We start from the raw sequence: 20,759 nt of genomic DNA, 5'->3' as shown, positions 1-20,759 counted from the left end.
AACTCAGCCGCGACCGCCCCTAGCATGGCACCCGGCACGCTTCAAACCGTGCGCCCCCCGTCCGGGTTCCTTGGGCGGCTGGAGGCGTTGGCGGAAGCCGAACGGGGGCAATTGCCGCTGTGGATGCCGGTCGCGCTGGGGCTGGGAATCGCCGCATGGTTCCTGTTGCCGGGGCAGGGGGCGTGGGCGGTGTTCCTGTTGCTGGCGCTGTCGGTCGCGCTGGCGGGGATGGTGCTGCCATGGGGGACGCGGACCGCGCGGGCGGTGACGGTAGCGGGGATGCTGGCGATGCTGGGCTGCACGCTGGTGTGGTGGCGGGCGGAGCGGGTCGCCGCGCCGGTGCTGGCGCGACCGGTGGTGGTGGCGTTCACCGGCGACGTCGAGCGGGTCGAGCCGTTGCCGGCGCGCGAACTGGTGCGGCTGACGCTGGCGCCGGTTGCCGGCTCCACTCCCCTCTCTGGAAGGGAGGGGGCGGGGGTGGGCAGGTCTGCGATGATCGCTGGCGCTGCGTCAGGCGGAATCCGACCCACCCCCGATCCCTCCCTTCCAGGGAGGGGAGGATTGCCGCCTCTGATCCGCGTCAATGTGGCCGAAAGCGACCTGCCGCCGGGGGTAGTACCGGGAGCGAGGCTGTCGCTGCGTGCGCGCCTGATGCCGCCGCCGTCGGCCGCGTTGCCCGGCGCCTATGACTTTGCGCGGACGGCGTGGTTTCAGGGGATCGGTGCGACCGGGCGCGGCTTTGCGCCGATCCGGGTGATCGCTGCGGGTGACGCCGGCAATGCCGGGCTGCGTGCGTCGCTGACCAACCATATCGTCGCGCGGATCGAAGGCAGCACGGGCGGGATCGCCGCCGCGTTCGTGACCGGCGATCGCGGCGCGATTGCCGAGGAAGATGCCGAGGCGATGCGCCGTTCGGGGCTGGCGCACCTGTTGTCGATCAGCGGCCTGCACGTCACCGCGGTCGTCGTGGCGACGATGACCCTGGTGCTGAAGCTGTTGGCGCTGTTCCCGCCGCTGGCATTGCGCGTCCGGTTGCCGGTGGTAGCGGCAGGTTCGGGGGCGGTCGCGGCGCTCGGCTATACCTGGTTATCGGGCGCGGACGTGCCGACGGTGCGGTCGTGCATCGCCGCGTTGCTGGTGCTGGCGGCGCTGTCGCTGGGGCGCGAGGCGATCACGCTGCGGATGATCGCGACGGGGGCGTTGCTCGTGCTGCTGGTGTTGCCCGAGTCGCTGGCGGGACCGAGCTTTCAATTGAGCTTTGCCGCGGTGACGGCGATCGTCGCGCTGCATGAACATCCGCGGGTGCGTGGCTGGTTCCTTGGCCGCGGCGAGGCGGCGTGGTGGCGGTTGCTGCGCGGGCTCGGTTCGCTGTTGCTGACCGGGCTGGTCGTCGAGGCGGCGTTGATGCCGATCGGACTGTATCACTTCCACAAGGCCGGACTGTACGGCGCGCTCGCCAATATCGTCGCGATCCCGCTGACGACGTTCGTCACCATGCCGCTGGAGGCGCTGGCGCTGCTGCTCGATGTGGTCGGGCTGGGCGCGCCGGCATGGTGGGCGGTCGAGCGGTCGCTGGCGCTGCTGCTGTGGATCGCGCACCTCGTGTCGTCGGCGCCGGGATCGGTCGCGGCGCTGCCGGCGATGCCCGATGGGGCGTTCGCGCTGATGGTCGCGGGCGGGCTGTGGATCGCGTTGTGGCGCGAGCGGTGGCGGCGGTGGGGCGTGGTACCGGTAGCGGCGGGCGCGCTCTGGGCGTTGGCGACACCGGCGCCCGATTTGCTGGTGACCGGCGACGGACGGCATCTGGCGCTGGCGACCGCGGATGGCGGGATGGCGATATTGCGCGATCGGGCGGGTGACTATGTCCGGTCGACGCTAGGCGAGGGCGGGGGCGTCACCGGCGACCTGCCGCCGCTGTCCGAGCAACCCGATGCGCGGTGCAGCCCGGACCTGTGCGTGGCGACGCGGGAGGCGGGCGGGCGGCGCTGGACGATCCTCGCGACGCGTAGCGGCTATGCGGTGCCATGGGCGGAACTGGTCGCCGCCTGTGCACGGGCAGATATTGTCGTCAGTGAGCGGCAACTGCCCGACAAATGCCGGCCACGCTGGTTGAAGCTCGACCGCACGATGCTGCGGCGGACCGGCGGGGTGGCGGTGACGCTGTCGACCGGGCGGGTGACGACGGCGCGGCGTGGGGGTGCGCATCCATGGGAGGTGCCAGCGACGGTCGCGCCGCCGCGGGTGCCGAGGGCCGGTTTCTCCCCTTCCCGGACAGGGTTGGTCCGCGACGGAACGCGTTCATCCGACCATCGGCCGACCCACCCTCAGCCCCTCCCCTGACCAAGGAGGGGAGCAGGTTCGGGTATTACAGCCGGGGCAGCGTAACCCCGCGCTGGCCCATATATTTGCCGGCGCGGTCGGCATAGCTGGTGCCACAGGGCTGGTCGCCCTTCAGGAACAGGAACTGGCACGCGCCTTCGTTGGCGTAGATTTTCGCCGGGAGCGGCGTGGTGTTGGAAAACTCCAGCGTGACATGGCCTTCCCATTCGGGTTCGAGCGGGGTCACGTTCACGATAATCCCGCAGCGGGCATAGGTCGACTTGCCGAGGCAGATGACCAGCACGTCGCGCGGCACGCGGAAATATTCGACGGTACGAGCGAGTGCGAAGCTGTTGGGTGGGATGATGCATACATCGGTCTTGCGATCGACGAAGCTGTTCTGCGCAAAGTCCTTGGGGTCGACCACCGCCGAATCGACGTTGGTGAAGATCTTGAACTCGTCCGACACCCGGGCGTCATAGCCGTAGGACGACAGGCCGTAGCTGATGCACCCCTCGCGGCGTTGCGATTCGACGAACGGCTCGATCATGCCGGTCGCCAGCGCCTGTTCGCGAATCCAGTGGTCCGACAGGATGCTCATGCGTGTCCCCCAATGCCAAGGTCGGCCGGTCCGAACGCGTGCGGCAGCAGGTCAGACAGGCGATGCGTTTCGATGGTACCGCCGCCCAGCCCCGAGCAGTGGACGGTCAGCTCCCGCCTGCCGATCTGCGCGGCTTCGTTCAGCACCTGGCGGCAGCGGCCGCAGGGGCGAACGGGCACGGTGTCGCCTTCGCCCATCCGCCCGCCGACGATGCCGACCGCGACGATATCGCCCAGCCGGCCCGATGCATTGGCAGTCGCGGTGGCGACAGTTTCGGCGCAGAGCGACAGGCCATAGCTGGCGTTTTCGAAATTCGTGCCGGTGACGACCGACCCATCGGTCAGCAGCAGCGCGGCCCCCACCGCAAAGCGCGAATAGGGCGCATGGGCGTGGGCGGCGGCGCGGCGGGCCGCGTCGATCAACGCTTCGGGATCGGTCATTGGGCGGCTACACTCCACGCGACACTGTCGGCGACGCCTTCGATGCGCCGCGTCGGGTTCGCCTGCCACAATCGCCACCGCCGCGCCAGATAGTCGGGTTCGACAAAACGCCGCGTGGCCCACAGCGGGCGGACGATCGCCTCGCTCACCCGATATTCGTCCTCGAACGCCGGGGAAATACGCAGCATCATCGCCCGGCCGTCATGATATTCGGCCGGCGCCAGAAAGCCGCGGATCGCGGTCAGCACCTGCGCCCGCGTCGGCCGCGTATCGCAACCGGGCGTGAAGTCGAGCGCCAGCGCGGCGGGCAGTGCATCGGCGGCACGCGGCACGGTGGTCAGATAGGCAGTGACCTGATCGGCGGTCGGTTCGCACAGCGAAAAGATGTGGAGCGCGCCGTGACGCAGGCCGGCGGCATGCGCGCCGTTCCAGTTCGCCTCGAACGCGGGATCGCGGGTCGTGCCGTTCGACGCGGTGACGAAGGCGAAGTCGGCGCCGCGCGCCCGCACCATCGGCCAGTCTACCGGCCCGTCGGTCGCGGCGACGCTCAAGCCCTGTACCGGAAAGCGCGTGGGCGACGGATGCCAGCCGAGCGACCAGCGCCATGCGACGACCGCGGCGATCACCAGCACTACGCCCAAACCAAGGATCAATCGCGTCCGCATCATCCCTTGATATGCAGCACGCAGATCAGCGTGAACAGGCGGCGCGCGGTGTCGAAATCGATCGCGACCTTGCCGTCCAGCCGCTCGCGCAAGGCTTCGGCGGCTTCGTTGTGGATGCCGCGCCTGGCCATGTCGATCGTCTCGATCTCGTGCGGGGTCGCCTGTCGGATGGCTTTGTAATAGCTGTCGCAGATCGCGAAATAGTCGCGGATCGGGCGACGCAGCCGCGCCATGCCCAGCACCAGCGTCTCGATCAGCGTCCCGTCCTCGCGCGCAATATCGATGGCGAGGCGGCCTTCGGGCACCGACAGCGCGATGCGATAGGGGCCGGCATAGGCATCCGGCGTCTCACGCTGCGGGGCGAAGTGATTCGCCTCCAGCAGGTCGAAGACCGCGATGCGGCGTTCCTGCTCGATATCGGCGCTGCGCCATAAGATGGTGCGCTCGTCGAGGGTCACGTCGATGATCCGGGGATCGGCCATCCGGGGCACTTAGCGGGTTGTCGACGGTTTCCACAGCCCATTTCGACGCAAGCCGCTTGTGATACGGCGATGCCGGTGGGACAGGGGGATATGGCCACTGTTCACAGCATCGGCGGGGCAACGCCCCCGCAACCCCCGCGCGTGCCCCATAACGTCGATGCGGAGGCGGCGCTGCTGGGCGCGATGCTGATCGACAATGGCCTGGCCGACGACATGGTCGAGCGGTTGGACGTCGAGCATTTCTACGACCCCGCCCATGCCCGCATCTTCGAATGCATCCGCAACGTGCGCCGGACGGGGATGATCGCGAGCCCGGTGACGCTGCGCCCGATGTTCGATGGCGACGAGTTGCTGGCGGCGCGCGGCGGCACGCAATATCTGGTCGAGATCACCGGCAGCAACGCCAGCCTGATCGGCGCGCGGCAGTTCGCGCAGCAGATCTACGACCTGGCGCAGTTGCGTGCGCTGATTACCGTCGGTCGCACGCTGGTCGAGAACGCCACCGATACCTCGACCGAGGTCGACCCCAAGAAGCAGATCGAGGCGGCGGAAGAGGCGCTGTTCAAGGTCGCGGCAGAGGGCAGTTCGGCCAATGCGGTCAAGTCGTTCGCGCAGGCGACGACGATGGCGGTACGCATGGCCGAGCGTGCGATGAACTCGGGCGGCGGCCTGTCGGGGGTCACCACCGGGCTCAATTCGGTCAACGGCCGGATCGGCGGCATGCATCATAGCGATCTGATCATTCTTGCCGGACGTCCCGGCATGGGCAAGACCTCGCTCGCCACCAATATCGCGTTCAATGCGGCGCAACGCTACATGGACGACCAGCGTGCCGGCATGGAAAAGGGCAAGTCGGTCGGCGCGAAGGTCGCGTTCTTTTCGCTGGAAATGTCCGCCGATCAGCTCGCCACGCGTATCATGGCCGAACAGGCGGAAATCAGCTCCGAAGCGCTGCGCATGGGCAAGATCCGCAAGGAGGACTTCACCCGGCTCGCCAACACCGCCGCCGATCTGGAACAGCTGCCGCTCTTCATCGACGATACCGCGGGTCTGACGATTTCCGGTCTTCATACCCGCGTCCGACGGTTGCAGCGCAAGCTGGACGGGGAACTGGGGCTGGTCGTCGTTGACTATCTGCAGCTGCTGCAAGGGTCGGGCAAGGGCAGCGACAATCGCGTGCAGGAAATCTCCGAAATTTCGCGCGGCCTAAAGACGCTGGCCAAGGATATCGGCGTGCCGGTGATGGCGCTGTCGCAGTTGTCGCGTGCCGTCGAACAGCGCGAGGACAAGCGGCCGCAGCTGTCCGATCTTCGCGAGTCCGGCTCGATCGAACAGGACGCCGACATGGTGTGGTTCGTGTACCGCGAAGACTATTATGTCGCGGCCAAGGAACCGAAACGTCCGCGCGACGGCGACGATGCGCGGGTGTTTGAGGATCATGCCAAATGGGCGATGGATATGGAACGTGTCTATGGCCTGGCCGAGCTGATCATCGCCAAGCAGCGCCATGGTGCGACCGGCAAGGTGACGCTGAAGTTCGAGCCGCAGATCACCAAGTTCAGCGATTACGCCGGTGGCGGGTTCAGCGGGCTGGACGAATAGGGCTGACCACCACCCGAGAGGCGGCCTCGGCCGCGAGAGTTCAAATCCGGGAAAGAAGGGGGGAGGCGCCAACGGCACCTCCCAGTCGCTCCGCTCCGGGGTCAGATGCGGAAGAGCAGGCCCACCACGATACGGCGATCGTTCAGGAAGCTGAACCGGTCGTAGAGCTGGCCGTCGCCATCGATGTACGACCGCGCCTTGCTCTTCGTATCGAGGATGTTGGCGATCGAGCCGCGCAGCTGAAGGTTCGCGATGTTGAACTTCAGCGAGGCATCGAGGAAGCCGGCCGCCGAATTGTAGATAGGGTTGCCCGTCACATAGTCGCGATAGGTCGTCAGATATGACGAGCGCCAGTTATAGGCCAGTCGCGCCTCGACCACCTTGTCCTGATAGATCGCGACCGCGTTGGCGATATGCTTCGACTGGCCGAGCAGGTCGTCGACACCCCAGCGGAACACGGTGGTCACGTCGTCCGGCACGCCGTCGCCGTCGCTGTCTACGCCGTTGGCGGGCGGCGTCGTCTTGGCATCGATGAAGGTGTAGTTTCCCTGGAAGCCGAGATGCTTGAGCGGTCCGGGCAGGAAGTCGAAGAACTGCTGGTAGCCGACCTCGACACCCTTCACCGTGGCCTTCGCCTGGTTGACCGGGCCGTTGTAGATGATCGGCACCTGCTGCCCGTCGAGCGTCACCGACCCCAGCGGTAGGTCGCCATTGGTGATGATGTTGCGCAGGTCCTTGTAGAAGCCCGACACCGACAGATAGCCGCCCTTGAAATACCATTCGTACGACAGGTCGAAGCTGTCGGCGGTGGTCGGTTTCAGGAACGGGTTGCCGCGGCTGACGCGGACTTCGCCCGCCGTGATGTTCTGCGCACCACGATCGATGCCGAACAACGGGTCGTTGCGATCGGTGATCTGCGGATAGTTGATGCGGTTGCTGGTGACGACATATTCCTGCGACGCGCGCAGGTCCTGCACGTTCGGCCGGCTCAACCCCTTGCTATAGGCGCCGCGGATCAGCATTTCGCGGTTCAGGTTGAATTTGACGTTGAACGACGGCAACCAATGCTCGTCCTGCAGCTTGAGCGAGCGGGCGATCGCCTGTTGTTCCGAATAGGCGGTCGATTGCGGCAGGAAGTCGCGCGGATCGTCGCGGCCTTCGGCATCGTCGGTGCGGGTCCGCACGCCGGTAGCCGGATCGACCGCCGGGGTCTGCGCATCGGCTTGGAACGGACGGAATGCCTGGAAACCGGACGAATTCAGGTCGTTCTTGACGTAGCGGACGCCGATATTGCCGTCGATCGACATGCCATTGTCGAACTCCTGCTTGAAGTCGACGCGGACATAGGCGTTGCGGGTCTTTTCATTGATGTCCGACGTGTCTTCCGGACGGAAGATCGCGTTGCCGAAGCGGCCGCCATCGGTGGTGCCCCGCGGGACCCAGCCATAGTTGTTGGCCAGCTGCGGCTCGCTGTTCAGGTAGCTGCGGAACTGAGTGTAGTCCGACAACAGGTTCTGGTTCACGAAGACGAAGGCGTTGTTCGCGCCCTTCACCACGCCGCCGCGGAAGAAGTTCGAGAAGTCGACCGCCTCGAACCCCGTGGACGGGTTCTGCATCGTACCCGCCACCGCGAAGCCACCGCGGCCGTCCCATGCCGGTGCGATCGAGCCCCAGTTGAGCGCCATTTCCGAATTGACCTGGCTGCGTTCCGAATAGCGCGCGCCGAACTTCACGCTGCTGAACCAGCTGGCCAGACCGTCGCTGCCGGAGACATCATAGTCGAGATCGGCGCGGAACGCCTTGAGGTCGCCCGTGCCCACTTGGAACTGGTCGGCGGCGAACTGCCACGACGACCCGTTGAAGTCGGCGGTGCTGGTCGGCGTCGGAATGAAGACGCCGGGCGTGGTATCGGTCGCATCGCGATCGCCGGTGAAGCGCGTCTGGTTCGGGTTGAAGCGGTGCTGCGGGTCGATCAGGAATTCGATCGACGGATTGTCGAGATCGTGGCGGATGCGCCAGTTGAGATAGGTGTTCATCCCGCCCCAGATCGAACGCTGGCGCGCATCGGCCTTAGTGTATTGACCGTCGAGGGTGATGAACAACCGGTCGGTCGCGTTCCATTTCAGGTTGAGGCTGAAGTCCTCGGTCGTCGCTTCCTCGATCTTGCCGATGCCCAGCGACCCGACCGCCGAACCGCGCGCGCCGGTCCATGAATCTGCATTGTTGGTGACGTAGCCCGATTCCATCAGGCCGCCGCGCACCGGGATCAGCCGTTCGCAATCGCCAGGGTTCGATGGGAAACCGCCCGGTCCGCTGCACATCGGCAGGCCGCCGGACGCAAAATTCTTGTTCACGACCAGTTCCGAGATACCGGCGGTGGTGCCGGTGTCATGTTCGGGAAACCATTCGAAGGTGCGTTCGATGCTGTTGATCTTGTTTTCGGCGCGGATGTACTTGCCGGTCACCTGGAAACCGTCGGTCTTCCACTGGATGGCACCGTAATAGCTGATGCGTTCGCGATCGACGTCGTTGGTGCGCAGCTGGAAACCGGGGGTGGTGCCGATGATCCGCGACGGGTCGACGCCCGTGAATTCGTTGACCTTGTTCGCGCCGGTGAAAGTCGTTTCCGGCACGTTGCCGTTGGAGTCGAGCACGCGCGGCATCGGCGCGTTCTGCTGCCAGCCGTGAATGCGCGAATCGAGGCGCGAGCGCGAATAGGAACCGAGGATGCCGAATTCGCCGATCCCGGTGTTGAAGCGCTTGCCGGCGGTGATGCTGGCCTGCGGCGACCATTTCTTGCGCAGGTCGGAATAGGTGCCGTCGACCGCGATGACGAACAGGTCCTTCTTGCTGTCGAACGGTTCGAGCGTGCGCAGGTTGATCGTGCCGCCGATGCCGCCTTCGATCAGGTCGGCGCTCTGGTTCTTGAACACGTCGACGCCGCCGACCAGTTCGGGCGGAATGCTGGAGAAATCGAGCGAGCGGCCGCCATTGGCCGAGAAGGCGTCCCGGCCGTTAAACTCCGACCGGACGAACCCCAGGCCGCGCACCAGGTTGCCGCGACCTTCGGGCGAGGGGAAGTCGGGGCTGGCACCGCCGGTGGGGAAGCGCGAGATGGTGACGCCGGGAATGCGGCCGATCGCCTCTGCCACCGACAGATCGGGCAGCGTCGCGATATCCGACGCTGTGATCGAATCGACGAAGGTCGACGACCGGCGCTTGATTTCCTTGGCAGATTCCAGCGCGGCGCGGATGCCGGTCACGACGATGTCGGTATCGGTCGTGGTCTGGGGACCCTGCGACGTTACTGCCGGCTGTTCTTGCGGATCGGTCGCTTCGCTCTGTGCCGACGCGATCGACGGCGTCAGCGCCAGACCAAGGGCCGACGTCGCCATCAGCAGGCACTTGGCCGACATGGATGGATTGCGGAATCCCTGCACCTTCATTGACTTATCCCCTCCCAGCAGCGGTCCGTCCTATCGGCCGCCCGGTTTCCCCTGTGTCCGATCCTTGCCCATCGTGCGTCATTGGGTGGCACGACCTTGCCAGCAAGAAAGCGGCTACCCGAATCGCATAACGGATCGCGATTAGTCCGACAAGGTAGCGGTAACATATTTCCTGTCGCCCGTTGACAATTTGCAACGCAATGCGTCTTTCCTTGCGGCAATTGGATGATTTCAGGGGAAAATAATGCTGCAACGCGGTGAATGCGCTGCGGTAACTAGATAAAGTCTTTCCGTATTGGAAAACGGGGGATAGATGCCGGAACTGCCGGTCGGATCATTAGTCGGGGTTATCGCGTGACGAACGCAGGTCAGATTGCCAGCGTCTGCATCGTGGGTGGCGGCACCGCGGGGTGGATGACGGCCGCCGCGCTTGCGAACCGGCTGGCGGGGCTGGGTGTCGCGATCCGGCTGGTCGAATCGGCGGAGATCGGGACGGTGGGCGTCGGCGAGGCGACGCTGCCGCATATCCGCGCATTCAACACCACGCTGGGCATCGCCGAGCCCGAGTTGATGCGCGCGACCGAGGCGACCTACAAGCTGGGCATCGAGTTTTGCGACTGGGGCCGGATCGGCGATCGCTATATCCACCCGTTCGGCAATTACGGGCCGAGCGACGACGGCATCCCCTTCTACCACCAATGGTTGCGGTTGCGCGCGCTGGGCGATCCCGGCCGGCTGGACGACTATTCCTATCCGGTGATCGCCGCCGAAGCGAACCGGTTCCGCCATCCCGCGGCGACGCCGGGGCGGGTCGAATCGAGCTTCGGCTATGCCTATCAGTTCGACGCCTCACTCTATGCCGCGTTTCTGCGCCGCTATGCCGAGGCGCGCGGCGTCGAGCGGGTCGAGGGCAAGGTCGTCGACGTCGCGCTGGACGGCGAACGGGGGGACGTGCGTCACGCCACACTGGAGGATGGGCGGACATTGGCAGCCGAACTGTTCGTCGACTGTTCGGGGTTTCGCGGGCTGCTGATCGGGCAGGCGCTGGGGTCGGGCTATGACGACTGGAGCCGGTGGTTGCCGTGCAACCGCGCGGTGGCGGTACCGACCGACAGCAAAGGACCGCTCGGCCCCTATACCCGCGCGACGGCGCGGACGGCGGGGTGGCAGTGGCGCATCCCGTTGCAGCACCGGGTCGGCAACGGCCATGTCTATTGCAGCGACTTCATTTCGGACGACGATGCGGAGGCGCAGCTGGTCGCGAACCTCGACGCGCCGATGCAAGCCGATCCGCGGCGGCTGCGCTTCACGACCGGGCGGCGGCAGGATTTCTGGAAGCGCAACGTGGTGGCCATCGGTCTGTCGAGCGGGTTCCTCGAACCGCTCGAATCGACGTCGATCCATCTGATCCAGGACGGCATTACCGAGTTGCTGGCGCTGTTCCCGACGCGGGCGTTCGATGCAGGCGATATCGGCGAGTATAACCGGCGCATGGCGCTGCATTTCGAACGGGTGCGCGATTTCCTGCTGCTGCATTATGTCGCGACGCAGCGCGACGACAGCCCGATGTGGCGGCATTTTCGCGCGCTGACCTTACCCGACAGTTTGCGGCACAAGATCGATGCGTGGCTGTCGCGCGGCTATGTCGTGCCGTACGAATTCGGGCTGTTCCTGCCACCCAGCTGGGTCGCGGTGATGCTGGGGCAGGGGCTGGTGCCGCGCGGGCATGACCCGCGGGTGCGGGCGAGCGACGATGCGGTGCTGGCGGCGCGGGCAGCGACGTTGCGCGCGGAGGTGGCGGCGGCGGTGCAGGCGACGCCCGACCATGCCGACTATATCCGGCAGTCTCCTGCCGCAGCCGGGCTGGGCGTCGCGTGATGGCGGTGCGGCGCATATTGGTGTGTGGCGACGGGCTGGCGGCGCAGATGGCGTTGACGGCGCTGGCGCGGCAAGTGGCGCCCGATACCGCGATCCTTTGGGTGCGGGCGGGCGATCAGCGCGACGGCGACCTGCTGTACGGCAGCGTAACCGGGCCATCGGCCTATGGCTTCAACCTTGCCGCCGGGGTCGATGAGCGGCAGCTGGTGCTGGGCAGCGATGCCGCCTTTTCGTGGGGGACGCGCTATGCCGCGTGGGGGGCGGGGCGATCGTGGATGCAGGCGTTCGCGCTGCCCTTTCCGGTGATCGATGGCGTGGTGTTCCACCAGTATCTGGCGCGGACCGGGGCGGGCGGCATCGATCCGTACGTTGCGGGATTGCAGGCGGCGCGGCGCGGGGTGTTCGTCCATCCACCGCGCGAGGCGGGCGGGCAGCATCCGCTGGCGCGTGCCGAATATGGCTATCAGGTCGATCCGGCGGACTATGCCGCGCTGTTTGCTGCGGCACGGCCGGCGGACCGGGTGGAGGTCGTCGAGGGCGCCTTCGCCGGGGCCGAGGTGGCCGGGGGGCGGATCGCCGGCATCCGGCTGGACGACGGGCGGATGGTGACGGCCGATCTCTATATCGATGCGTCGGGGCCGGCGGCGGTGCTGGGGTCGGGAGCACCCGATGGGCGGCGGATCGGCATGGCGGTGCGCAACGAGGCGGGCGCGGACGAGGCTCCGCTGCGGACCGTGACGGCCACCGCGCTCGGCTGGCAATCGGCGACGCCGCTTAAAGGGCGGACGCTGCACGCCAGCGTCTACGCGCCCGATCGGCCCGACGAGGGGGCGTTAGGCCGTCGGGTCGAGGCGACGCTCGGCCGGCGGGCGCAGCCATGGGTCGGCAATTGCGTCGCGATCGGGCAGGCGGCGGGGGTGGTCGAACCGCTGACGCCTGCGCCGATGCTGTTGCTGGAGCGCGATATCGAACGGCTGCTGTCGCTGATCCCGGTCACCGACGACTGCGCGGTGGAGGCGGCGGAATATAACCGGCGCTTTGCCGACGATTACGATCATGCCGACCTGTTCCAGCGGGCGTTTTTCGCGGTCGATGGCCTGCCCGACGGGCCCTATTGGGACGCGGCGCGGGCCGAGCAGGTGCCGGAGAAGCTGGCGCGCAAGATCTCCTTGTTCGGGAATCGCGGGCTGCTGGTTGCCTATGACCTCGAACCCTTTCATCCGGAGGACTGGATCATCCTGCACTTGGGGATGGGGCGGCGGCCGCGGCGGTATGACCGCTTGGCTGACCGGGCGGACAAGGCACAGGTCGCGCAGTTCCTGACCGGCATGGCACGCGAGATCGAACGCGCGGTGGAGACGCTCCCCCCGGCGCGGGTCTATCGCCAGCAGCTGGAGCAATTTCTGCGCAAGGCGGCGTCGTGAGCGCGGCGCTGCTCCGCCGGATCGTGATCGTCGGCGGCGGGTCGGCGGGGTGGATGACCGCAGCCGCGCTGTCGAGCCTGCTGGACCCCAAGGACGTCACGATCACGCTGGTCGAATCGGATGCGATCGGCACCGTCGGGGTGGGCGAGGCGACGATTCCCGACATCCTCGCCTTCAACCAGATGCTGGGGGTGAGCGAGGCCGAGTTCATGGCGGCAACGCAGGCGACGTTCAAGCTGGGGATCGAGTTCGTCGACTGGGGCGCCAAGGGCGAGCGCTATATCCACCCGTTCGGCCAGCATGGCGTCGACATGCAGGGGATCGATTTCCACCAATATTGGCTGCGCGCGAGGGACGACGGCGCGCGAGAACCGATCGAGGCGTACAGCCTGTGCGCGCTCGCGGCGCAGGCGGGGCGGTTCGCGCTGCCCGATCCCAATCCGCGGTCGGTGCTGTCGCAGATCCGCTATGCCTATCATTTCGACGCGACGCTCTATGCCCGGTTCCTGCGGCGTTATGCCGAGGCGCGCGGCGTCGTGCGGGTCGAGGGGATCGTCGGCGACGTGCGGCAGGGGGCGGACGGGACGATCGCCGGGCTGACGCTGCGCGACGGGCGCACGGTCGAGGGCGATTTCTTCTTCGACTGCACCGGGTTTCGTGCGCTGCTGCTGGGCGAGACGCTGAGCACCGGGTTCGTCGACTGGAGCCATTGGCTGCCGTGCGACACCGCGCTGGCGGTGCCGAGCGAACATGCCGGTCCGCCGACGCCCTACACGCGGGCGACGGCGCGTGATGCCGGGTGGCAATGGCGCATCCCGACGCAGCGACGGGTCGGCAACGGCCATATCTATGCCAGCGCATTCCAGTCGGAGGCGGTGGCGCGTGAAACGTTGCTGGCGAACCTCGACGCGTCGGCGCTGGGCGATCCGCGGCGGATCGCGTTCAAGGCGGGGTGTCGCGAGGCGTTCTGGCGCGGCAATTGCGTTGCGATCGGGCTGGCGGCGGGGTTCCTCGAACCGCTCGAATCGACGTCGATCTATTTGATCCAGGAGGGGATCAGCCGGTTCATCTCGCTGTTTCCGCGTGGCGACATCCCCGACATCCTGCGCACCGAATATAACCGGCATATGCGGACCGAGTTCGAACAGGTGCGCGACTTCATCGTGCTGCACTATGCGGCGACCACCCGCGACGACACGCCGTTCTGGCGCTATTGCCGGACCATGACGCTGCCCGACACGCTGTTGCATAAGATCGAGCTGTTCCGCGAGACGGGCCGTGTCTTCCGCTACAACGACGAACTGTTCGCGCGACCGAGCTGGGTCGCGGTGATGCTGGGGCAGGGGATCGTGCCCGCGGCCTGCGATCCGATCGTCGCGACGCTGCCCGCGGGCGATGTCGCGCACAGCCTGGCGTCGATGCGGCAGGCGATGGCGGCGGCGGTCGAGCGGATGCCGAGGCATGCCGACTTCCTGTCGCGCTATTGCCCGGCGGTGGCGGCATGAAGGATGGCAACATCCGCAGCATCACCATCGTCGGCGGCGGCACGGCGGGGTGGATGGCGGCGGCGGCGTTCTCGCGCATCCTGTCGGGCAGCGGGACGGCGATCCGCGTGGTCGAATCGGAGGCGATCGGCACGGTCGGAGTGGGTGAGGCGACGATCCCGCACATCCAGTATTTCAACCGGCTGCTGGGCATCGACGAGGACGAATTCGCCCGGCGGACCTGCGCGACGTTCAAGCTGGGCATCGAGTTCGTCGACTGGGGGCGGATCGGCGAGCGCTATATCCATCCCTTTGGCAGCTATGGGCAGGAGATGGAGGGGCTGCACTTCCATCACTTCTGGTATCGGCAGGTGCAGGCGGGCGGGGCACTGCCGCTCGACCGCTACAGCATCGGCGTCGGCGCGGCGCGGGCGGGCAAGTTTCAGCGGCCCAATGCGTCGCGACAAGGATCGCCGCTGGCCGGCATCGCCTATGCGTTCCAGTTCGATGCCGCGCTCTACGCCCGCTACCTGCGAGAACGCGCCGAGGCGGCGGGGGTCGAGCGGATCGAGGGGCGGATCGTCGACGTCGCGCTGCAAGGGGACAGCGGGCATGTCGACCATGTCGTGCTCGACGATGGCCGTCACGTCGGCGGCGACCTGTTCATCGACTGTTCGGGGTTTCGGGGGCTGCTGATCGAAGGCGCACTCAACGCGGGCTATGACGACTGGAGCGAATGGCTGCCGTGCGACCGCGCCGTGGCGCGGCCGTGCGCGCGGGTCGCCGATCCGGTGCCGTACACGCGAGCGACGGCGACGCCGGTCGGCTGGCGCTGGCGCATCCCGCTGCAATCGCGGACCGGCAATGGCCATGTCTATTGTTCGGAATACGCATCGGACGATGCGGCGCTGGCGATGCTCGATGCCGGATTGGACGGCGACGCGCTGGCCGACCCGAACTTCCTGCGCTTCACTGCGGGCGTGCGGCGCAAGGCGTGGGACCGCAACGTCGTCGCGCTGGGGCTGGCATCGGGGTTTCTCGAACCGCTCGAATCGACCTCGATCCACCTGATCCAGTCGGGGATCGCGCGGCTGCTGACCAATTTCCCCGACCGGTCGTTCAACCAGCCCGACATTGATTATTATAACCGCCGAACGCGCGCGGAATATGAGCAGGTCCGCGACTTCCTGATCCTGCATTACAAGGCAACGGCGCGCGACGACAGCCCGTTCTGGCGCCGGTGCCGGGACATGGACATTCCGGATTCGCTCGCCCAGCGGATCGCGATCTTTCGCGAGAATGCGCGGCTGTACCGCCACGACAACGAGCTGTTCAGCGAGACGAGCTGGCTGGCGGTACTGCACGGGCAGAATATCGTGCCCAAACGCTATCACCCGATCGCCGACCTGCTGTCGGACGCCGAGCTGGACGACCGGATGACGCGGATCGCGGCGGCGATGGATGCCGGCGTGCGCGCGATGCCGGGGCACAGGGCGTTCATCGATCGCCATTGCCGCAGCCCGGACCTGTGAACGCTACGGCAGCGCCGATCCATCCGAGCGATCATATACCGCAAATTCCCTGAAACCGGTTACATTGGCCTTTACAGCGCTGTCATATCTACTTAGCCTCCGGTTCGATTAAGCAGACAAAACCGCGGAGGGGATGGCACATGGCCATAGCGGAGGGCGTTGGGCGTCGTGCATCGGTCGAAGGCGGGATGACCGCGCGGCTGAGCGCATTGATGTTCATGCAGTTTTTCATCTGGGGCGCGTGGCAGGTTACGCTCGGCCTCGTCATGCAGACGGTCGGGATCGGTAACCTGATCGGCAACGCGTTTTCGATGGGACCGATCGCGTCGATCGTCGGATCGTTGCTGCTGGGCATGGTTGCGGTGCGATATGTGTCGCCGCGGATGTTGATGGTTATCCTGCATCTGGTCGGCGGCGTGCTGCTGTTCTTCATGCCCGCGCTGATCACGCCCGAACGCGGTGCGACCTTCGTTGCGCTGCTGCTGGGCTACATGATCTTGTACATGCCGACCGTGGGCCTTGCGAACACGATCGCGCTCAAGAGCTTCGGCGAGCGGACCGACAATTTTCCGTTCGTCCGTGCGTTCGGCACGATCGGATGGATTGCGTCCGGCCTGATCATCGGTTGGGCCGGGCTGTCGGCCAGCCCGCAGATCTTCACGGTCGCGGCGGTCGTGTCGATCGCGCTCGGCATCTACAGCTTCACGCTGCCGGCGGTCGAAGCGGATCGACCGCAGGGCGGCAGCGTGCTGGCGCAGGTGTTCTGCGTCGAGGCGTTCGGGCTGATGCGGCAGAAGTCGTTCCTGATCTTCATCACCTGCGCCACGCTGATCTCGGTGCCTCTGGCGATGTATTATGCCTATGCCTCGCCCTATGTCGGCGCGGCGGGGATCGAGAATGTCGGCGGCACGCTGGCGATCGGGCAGATGTCCGAGCTGGTCTTCATGTTCTCGATGCCGTGGCTCTATCGCCGCTTCGGGGTAAAGCCGCTGCTGCTGGTCGGCATGGCCGCATGGGCGCTGCGCTATGCGCTGTTCGCGATCGGTGATGGCGGGTCGGGGCTGTGGGCGGTCTATCTGGGCGTCGCGCTGCACGGCGTATGCTACGACTTCTTCTTCGTCGCGGGCGCGATCTATGTCGGCACGATCGCCACGCCAAAGGGCGTGAATGCGCAGGCGCAGGGGATGCTGACGCTGTTCACCTACGGCGTCGGGATGCTGCTCGGGTCGCAGATCGGTGCGCTGCTCTATGCGCAGCTGCCGGCCAATCCGACGATCGCCGACTGGCAGGGCATGTGGGTCTATCCCGCCATCGCCGCCGCCGCGATCGCACTGCTGTTCCAACTCACCTTCCGCGACGACCGCAAGGAGACGCTGGCATGACGGGCATGAAGGGGCCGGGCATTTTCCTGGCGCAGTTCTTGGGCGATGCCGCGCCGTTCGATACGCTGGAGAACATGGCCGAGTGGGCTGCGGGGCTCGGCTATGTCGGGGTGCAGATTCCGTGCGACGGCCGGCTGATCGACCTGAAGACCGCGTCCGAGAGCCAGGACTATTGCGACGAGCTGACCGGCAAGCTGGCGGTGCATGGCATCGAAGTGACCGAGTTGTCGACCCATTTGCAAGGGCAGCTGGTCGCGGTGCATCCGGCCTATGACACGCTGTTCGACGGGTTTGCACCGAGCGAAGTCCACGGCAAGCCCGCCGAGCGGCAGCTGTGGGCGGTCGAGCAGGTCAAGATGGCGGCGAAGGCCAGTGCGAAGCTGGGGCTGAAGGCGCATGCGACCTTTTCCGGCGCGCTGGCATGGCCCTATGTCTATCCGTGGCCGCAGCGTCCGGCGGGGCTGGTCGAGGAGGCGTTCGCCGAACTGGCGCGGCGCTGGACCCCGATCCTCGACGTGTTCGAGGACCATGGCGTGCATTGCGCGTTCGAGGTCCATGCCGGCGAGGACCTGCACGACGGCGCGACGTGGGAGCGGTTCCTTGACGCGGTGAACGGGCACAATGCCGCGCGGCTGCTGTTCGACCCGTCGCATTATGTGCTGCAACAGCTCGACTATCTCGACTTCATCGACCGCTATCACGACCGCATTTCATGCTTCCACGTCAAGGATGCCGAGTTCAATCCGACCGGGCGGTCGGGGGTCTATGGCGGCTATCAGAGCTGGGTCGACCGTGCCGGGCGGTTCCGCTCGCTGGGTGACGGACAGGTCGATTTCTCGGGCGTGTTCAGCCGCATGGCGCAATATGGCTATGACGGCTGGGCGGTGCTCGAATGGGAGTGTGCGCTCAAGAACTCCGCCGACGGTGCGGCCGAAGGTGCGCCGTTTATCGAGGCGCATATGATCAAGCTGACCGACCATGCCTTCGACGATTTCGCGAAGAGCGGCGTCGACCGCGCCGCGATCCGGAAGCTGATGGGGCTGTCGGCGGAATGACCACGCGGCACGAACCGTTGAAGCTGGCGATGGCCGGTGGCGGCGAGGGCGCGTTCATCGGCGCGATCCATCGCAAGGCCGCGGCGCTCGACGGCGACTGGCGGCTGGTCGCGGGGACGTTCAGCAGCGACGCCGCGCGTAACGACTGCAGCGGCGCGGTGCTGGGGCTCGATCCGGCGCGGGTCTATCCGACGATCGACGCGCTGATCGCCGCCGAATGCGCGCTGCCGCAGGCCGAGCGGATCGACGCGCTGGCGATCGTGACGCCCAACCACCTCCATGCGCCGATGGCAATCGCCGCGCTGGAGGCGGGCATCCACGTTTTCTGTGAAAAGCCGATGGCGATGAATTCCGCCGAGGCGCAGGCGATTGCCGCGGCGGCGCAGCGGGGCGGGGCGAAGTTCGCGCTGGCCTTCACCTATAGCGGCTATCCGCTGGTCGAAGAGGCACGGGTGCGCGTAAGTCGCGGCGATCTGGGCAAAATCCGGCTCGTTCAGGTCGAGTATCTGCAAGGGTGGCTAAGCCTGCCGATCGATGGCGACGGTAACAAACAGGCGGCATGGCGCACCGATCCGGCAAAGGCCGGGATGGGCGGCTGCCTCGGCGATATCGGGACGCATGCCTTTCACCTCGCTGAGCATGTGTCGGGGGTGCGGGTCGACGCGCTGTGTGCCGATTTGACCGCGCATGTCCCCGGACGGCGGCTGGACGACGATGTCGGCGCGCTGCTGCGCTTCGAGGGCGGCGCGCGCGGTACGCTCAAGGCCAGCCAGGTCGCGGCGGGCGAGGAGAATGGCCTGAAGCTGCGCGTGTCGGGCGAACACGGCACGCTCGAATGGGCGCAGATGGAGCCGAACACGCTGACGCTGCGCTGGCTTGACCGGCCGGCCGAAGTGGTGCGCGCGGGCGGGCCGGGACTCAGCCCCTCGACGCAGGCGTTGCTGCGTACGCCGTCGGGCCATCCGGAAGGCTATATCGAGGCGTTCGCCAACCTGTATCAGGGATTTGCGGCGCAGTTGCAGGGCAGGGACGACCGGTTCGTGCCGGGCCTCGCCGACGGATTGCGGACGATGGCGTTCATCGAGGCAATGATCGCCAACGCTCAGGGCGACGACAAATGGACCCCGGTTTCGGGTCGCGTATCAGGAGAGTATCGATGAAGCTGTTGATGGGTATCGCCATCGCCGGAGCCAGCGCGACCGTCGCGCTGCTCGCCACCGCCACGCCGACCACCGCGCAGACCCCGGCGCCGGCCGCGTTCAATGCGTGCAAGGCGTGCCACACCGTCAACAAGGGCGGCCGCAACGGCATCGGCCCGAACCTGAACGGCGTGGTCGGCCGCCCCGCGGCGTCGGTCGCAGGGTTCAATTATTCGCCTGCGATGAAGGCGTCGAAGCTGCGCTGGGACGCCAAGACGCTCGACGAATATCTGGCCGGCCCGACCAAGAAGGTCCCCGGCACGCGGATGCCGATCGCGACGCCCGATCCGGCGAAGCGCGCGGCGATCATCGCTTATCTGACGTCCGCCAAATGACCGGGGTGTCGCGCCGCACGGTAATGGCAGGGGCCGCCGCCGCGTCGCTTGCCGCCGGCATCGGCGCGGCACAACGGCCCCCGTCGAACGCCGCGCGCTTCTCGCTAAAGTATGCGCCGCACGAGGGCAGCTTCGCCAGCCGGGGCGGGCGGATCGAACAGATCGCCTATGCCGCGGACCAGGGCTTCACCGCGTGGGAAGACAACGAAGCCGCCTTGCGCAGCGTCGCGGAACAGACCGCGATGGCGAGGGCGTTGCAGCAGCGCGGCATGACGATGGGTGTGTTCGTCGCCTCCATGCCGAAATGGGCGCAGTCGCGGCCGTTGCTCGGCGCCAATGACGGGGCGGAGCGCGATGCGTTCCTCGCCGATATCCGCGCCTCGATCGACGTCGCCAAGCGGCTGTCGGCGACGCGGATGACCGTCGTGACCGGTTTCATGGACCCCAAGGTGCCGGTAGATATCCAGACTGCGCGGGTGATCGACGTGATGCGCCGCGCGGGCGAGATCGTCGCGCCGCACGGGATCGCGATGGTGATGGAGCCGCTCAACACCCGCACCAATCATCCCGGCGTCTATATGCAGACCATCGCGCAGGGCTATGCGGTGGCGCGCGGGGCGAACAGTCCGGGGGTGAAGATCCTCGCCGACCTGTATCACGAGCAGATACAGTCGGGGAATCTGATCCCGACGCTGGACACCTGCTGGGACGAGATCGGCTATATCCAGTTCGGGGACAATCCCGGCCGCAACGAGCCGGAGACCGGCGAGATCAACTATGCCCGGATCGTCCAGTGGCTGCGCGGCAAGCGCTATGCCGGGGTGATCGGCATGGAACATGGCAATTCGATCAAGGGTCGCGCGGGCGAAGAGGCGCTGGTCGCCGCCTATCGCCGGATCGATCAGGCTTAACAGG

The 20,759-nt window shown here is 66.7% G+C and carries 16 protein-coding genes; 11 read left to right on the top strand and 5 right to left on the bottom strand.

The genetic code is table 11. The features are described 5' to 3' along the window. Positions 1 to 24 precede the first annotated feature (24 nt). Positions 25 to 2,340, top strand: a complete 2,316-nt coding sequence (locus MF610_RS02580) for a ComEC/Rec2 family competence protein (protein WP_242192534.1) — start codon at positions 25 to 27, stop codon at positions 2,338 to 2,340. 25 nt (positions 2,341 to 2,365) lie between these two features. Here MF610_RS02580 and dcd read toward each other — a convergent pair whose 3' ends face one another. The 4 genes from dcd to MF610_RS02560 are packed head-to-tail and all read right to left on the bottom strand — an operon-like array spanning position 2,366 to position 4,507. Then, positions 2,366 to 2,920: a dCTP deaminase gene (gene dcd, locus MF610_RS02575; RefSeq protein ID WP_110149249.1), complete on the bottom strand. Its 555-nt coding sequence runs from the start codon at positions 2,918 to 2,920 to the stop codon at positions 2,366 to 2,368. Beyond that, on the bottom strand, positions 2,917 to 3,360 hold the full coding sequence (locus tag MF610_RS02570; protein ID WP_242192533.1) for a cytidine deaminase: 444 nt from the start codon (positions 3,358 to 3,360) through the stop codon (positions 2,917 to 2,919). Before MF610_RS02570 ends, dcd begins: the two co-directional genes overlap by 4 nt. Further along, a complete protein-coding gene (locus MF610_RS02565; RefSeq protein WP_242192532.1) occupies positions 3,357 to 4,025 on the bottom strand; it encodes a GH25 family lysozyme in 669 nt (222 codons plus the stop codon). Before MF610_RS02565 ends, MF610_RS02570 begins: the two co-directional genes overlap by 4 nt. Beyond that, positions 4,025 to 4,507, bottom strand: a complete 483-nt coding sequence (locus MF610_RS02560; RefSeq protein ID WP_242192531.1) for a UPF0262 family protein — start codon at positions 4,505 to 4,507, stop codon at positions 4,025 to 4,027. The genes MF610_RS02565 and MF610_RS02560 overlap by 1 nt, the downstream gene beginning before the upstream one ends. A 90-nt stretch (positions 4,508 to 4,597) precedes the next feature. Between MF610_RS02560 and MF610_RS02555 the strand changes: the two genes are divergently transcribed. After that, on the top strand, positions 4,598 to 6,109 hold the full coding sequence (locus MF610_RS02555) for a replicative DNA helicase (RefSeq protein ID WP_242192530.1): 1,512 nt from the start codon (positions 4,598 to 4,600) through the stop codon (positions 6,107 to 6,109). Between the two features lie 101 nt (positions 6,110 to 6,210). On the opposite strand, the gene MF610_RS02550 is transcribed toward MF610_RS02555, so the two are convergent. After that, on the bottom strand, positions 6,211 to 9,525 hold the full coding sequence (locus MF610_RS02550; RefSeq protein WP_242192529.1) for a TonB-dependent receptor: 3,315 nt from the start codon (positions 9,523 to 9,525) through the stop codon (positions 6,211 to 6,213). A 384-nt stretch (positions 9,526 to 9,909) separates the two neighbouring features. Between MF610_RS02550 and MF610_RS02545 the strand changes: the two genes are divergently transcribed. The 9 genes from MF610_RS02545 (at position 9,910) to MF610_RS02505 (ending at position 20,755) form a co-directional block, all read left to right on the top strand. Next, the gene (locus tag MF610_RS02545) at positions 9,910 to 11,433 is read left to right on the top strand and encodes a tryptophan halogenase family protein (RefSeq protein ID WP_242192528.1); all 1,524 of its coding nucleotides are present in this window, start codon (positions 9,910 to 9,912) and stop codon (positions 11,431 to 11,433) included. After that, a complete protein-coding gene (locus MF610_RS02540) occupies positions 11,433 to 12,857 on the top strand; it encodes a tryptophan 7-halogenase (protein WP_242192527.1) in 1,425 nt (474 codons plus the stop codon). The genes MF610_RS02545 and MF610_RS02540 overlap by 1 nt, the downstream gene beginning before the upstream one ends. Further along, positions 12,854 to 14,362: a tryptophan halogenase family protein gene (locus tag MF610_RS02535; protein ID WP_339328505.1), complete on the top strand. Its 1,509-nt coding sequence runs from the start codon at positions 12,854 to 12,856 to the stop codon at positions 14,360 to 14,362. Before MF610_RS02540 ends, MF610_RS02535 begins: the two co-directional genes overlap by 4 nt. Continuing rightward, a complete protein-coding gene (locus MF610_RS02530; RefSeq protein WP_242192526.1) occupies positions 14,359 to 15,873 on the top strand; it encodes a tryptophan halogenase family protein in 1,515 nt (504 codons plus the stop codon). Before MF610_RS02535 ends, MF610_RS02530 begins: the two co-directional genes overlap by 4 nt. A 140-nt stretch (positions 15,874 to 16,013) precedes the next feature. After that, positions 16,014 to 17,255 (top strand): MFS transporter, encoded by a 1,242-nt coding sequence (locus MF610_RS02525; protein WP_242192525.1) that lies wholly within the window; start codon positions 16,014 to 16,016, stop codon positions 17,253 to 17,255. Beyond that, positions 17,252 to 18,310, top strand: coding sequence for a sugar phosphate isomerase/epimerase family protein (locus tag MF610_RS02520; RefSeq protein WP_242192524.1), 1,059 nt, complete (start codon positions 17,252 to 17,254; stop codon positions 18,308 to 18,310). Before MF610_RS02525 ends, MF610_RS02520 begins: the two co-directional genes overlap by 4 nt. Then, positions 18,307 to 19,470 carry a Gfo/Idh/MocA family protein gene (locus MF610_RS02515; protein ID WP_242192523.1) on the top strand — a complete coding sequence of 388 codons (1,164 nt, stop codon included), beginning with the start codon at positions 18,307 to 18,309 and terminating at the stop codon, positions 19,468 to 19,470. Before MF610_RS02520 ends, MF610_RS02515 begins: the two co-directional genes overlap by 4 nt. Further along, positions 19,467 to 19,844, top strand: coding sequence for a c-type cytochrome (locus MF610_RS02510; RefSeq protein ID WP_206428929.1), 378 nt, complete (start codon positions 19,467 to 19,469; stop codon positions 19,842 to 19,844). The genes MF610_RS02515 and MF610_RS02510 overlap by 4 nt, the downstream gene beginning before the upstream one ends. After that, entirely contained in the window at positions 19,841 to 20,755 is a 915-nt protein-coding gene (locus MF610_RS02505; RefSeq protein ID WP_242192522.1) for a hydroxypyruvate isomerase family protein, read from the top strand. Before MF610_RS02510 ends, MF610_RS02505 begins: the two co-directional genes overlap by 4 nt. The last annotated feature ends 4 nt before the right edge of the window (positions 20,756 to 20,759 follow it).

The organism is Sphingomonas hankookensis (genome assembly GCF_022664465.1).
Taxonomy (GTDB): domain Bacteria; phylum Pseudomonadota; class Alphaproteobacteria; order Sphingomonadales; family Sphingomonadaceae; genus Sphingomonas; species Sphingomonas hankookensis.
The sequence above is the reverse complement of the archived record's forward strand: the minus strand, read 5'-3'. Positions and strand labels throughout refer to the sequence as shown.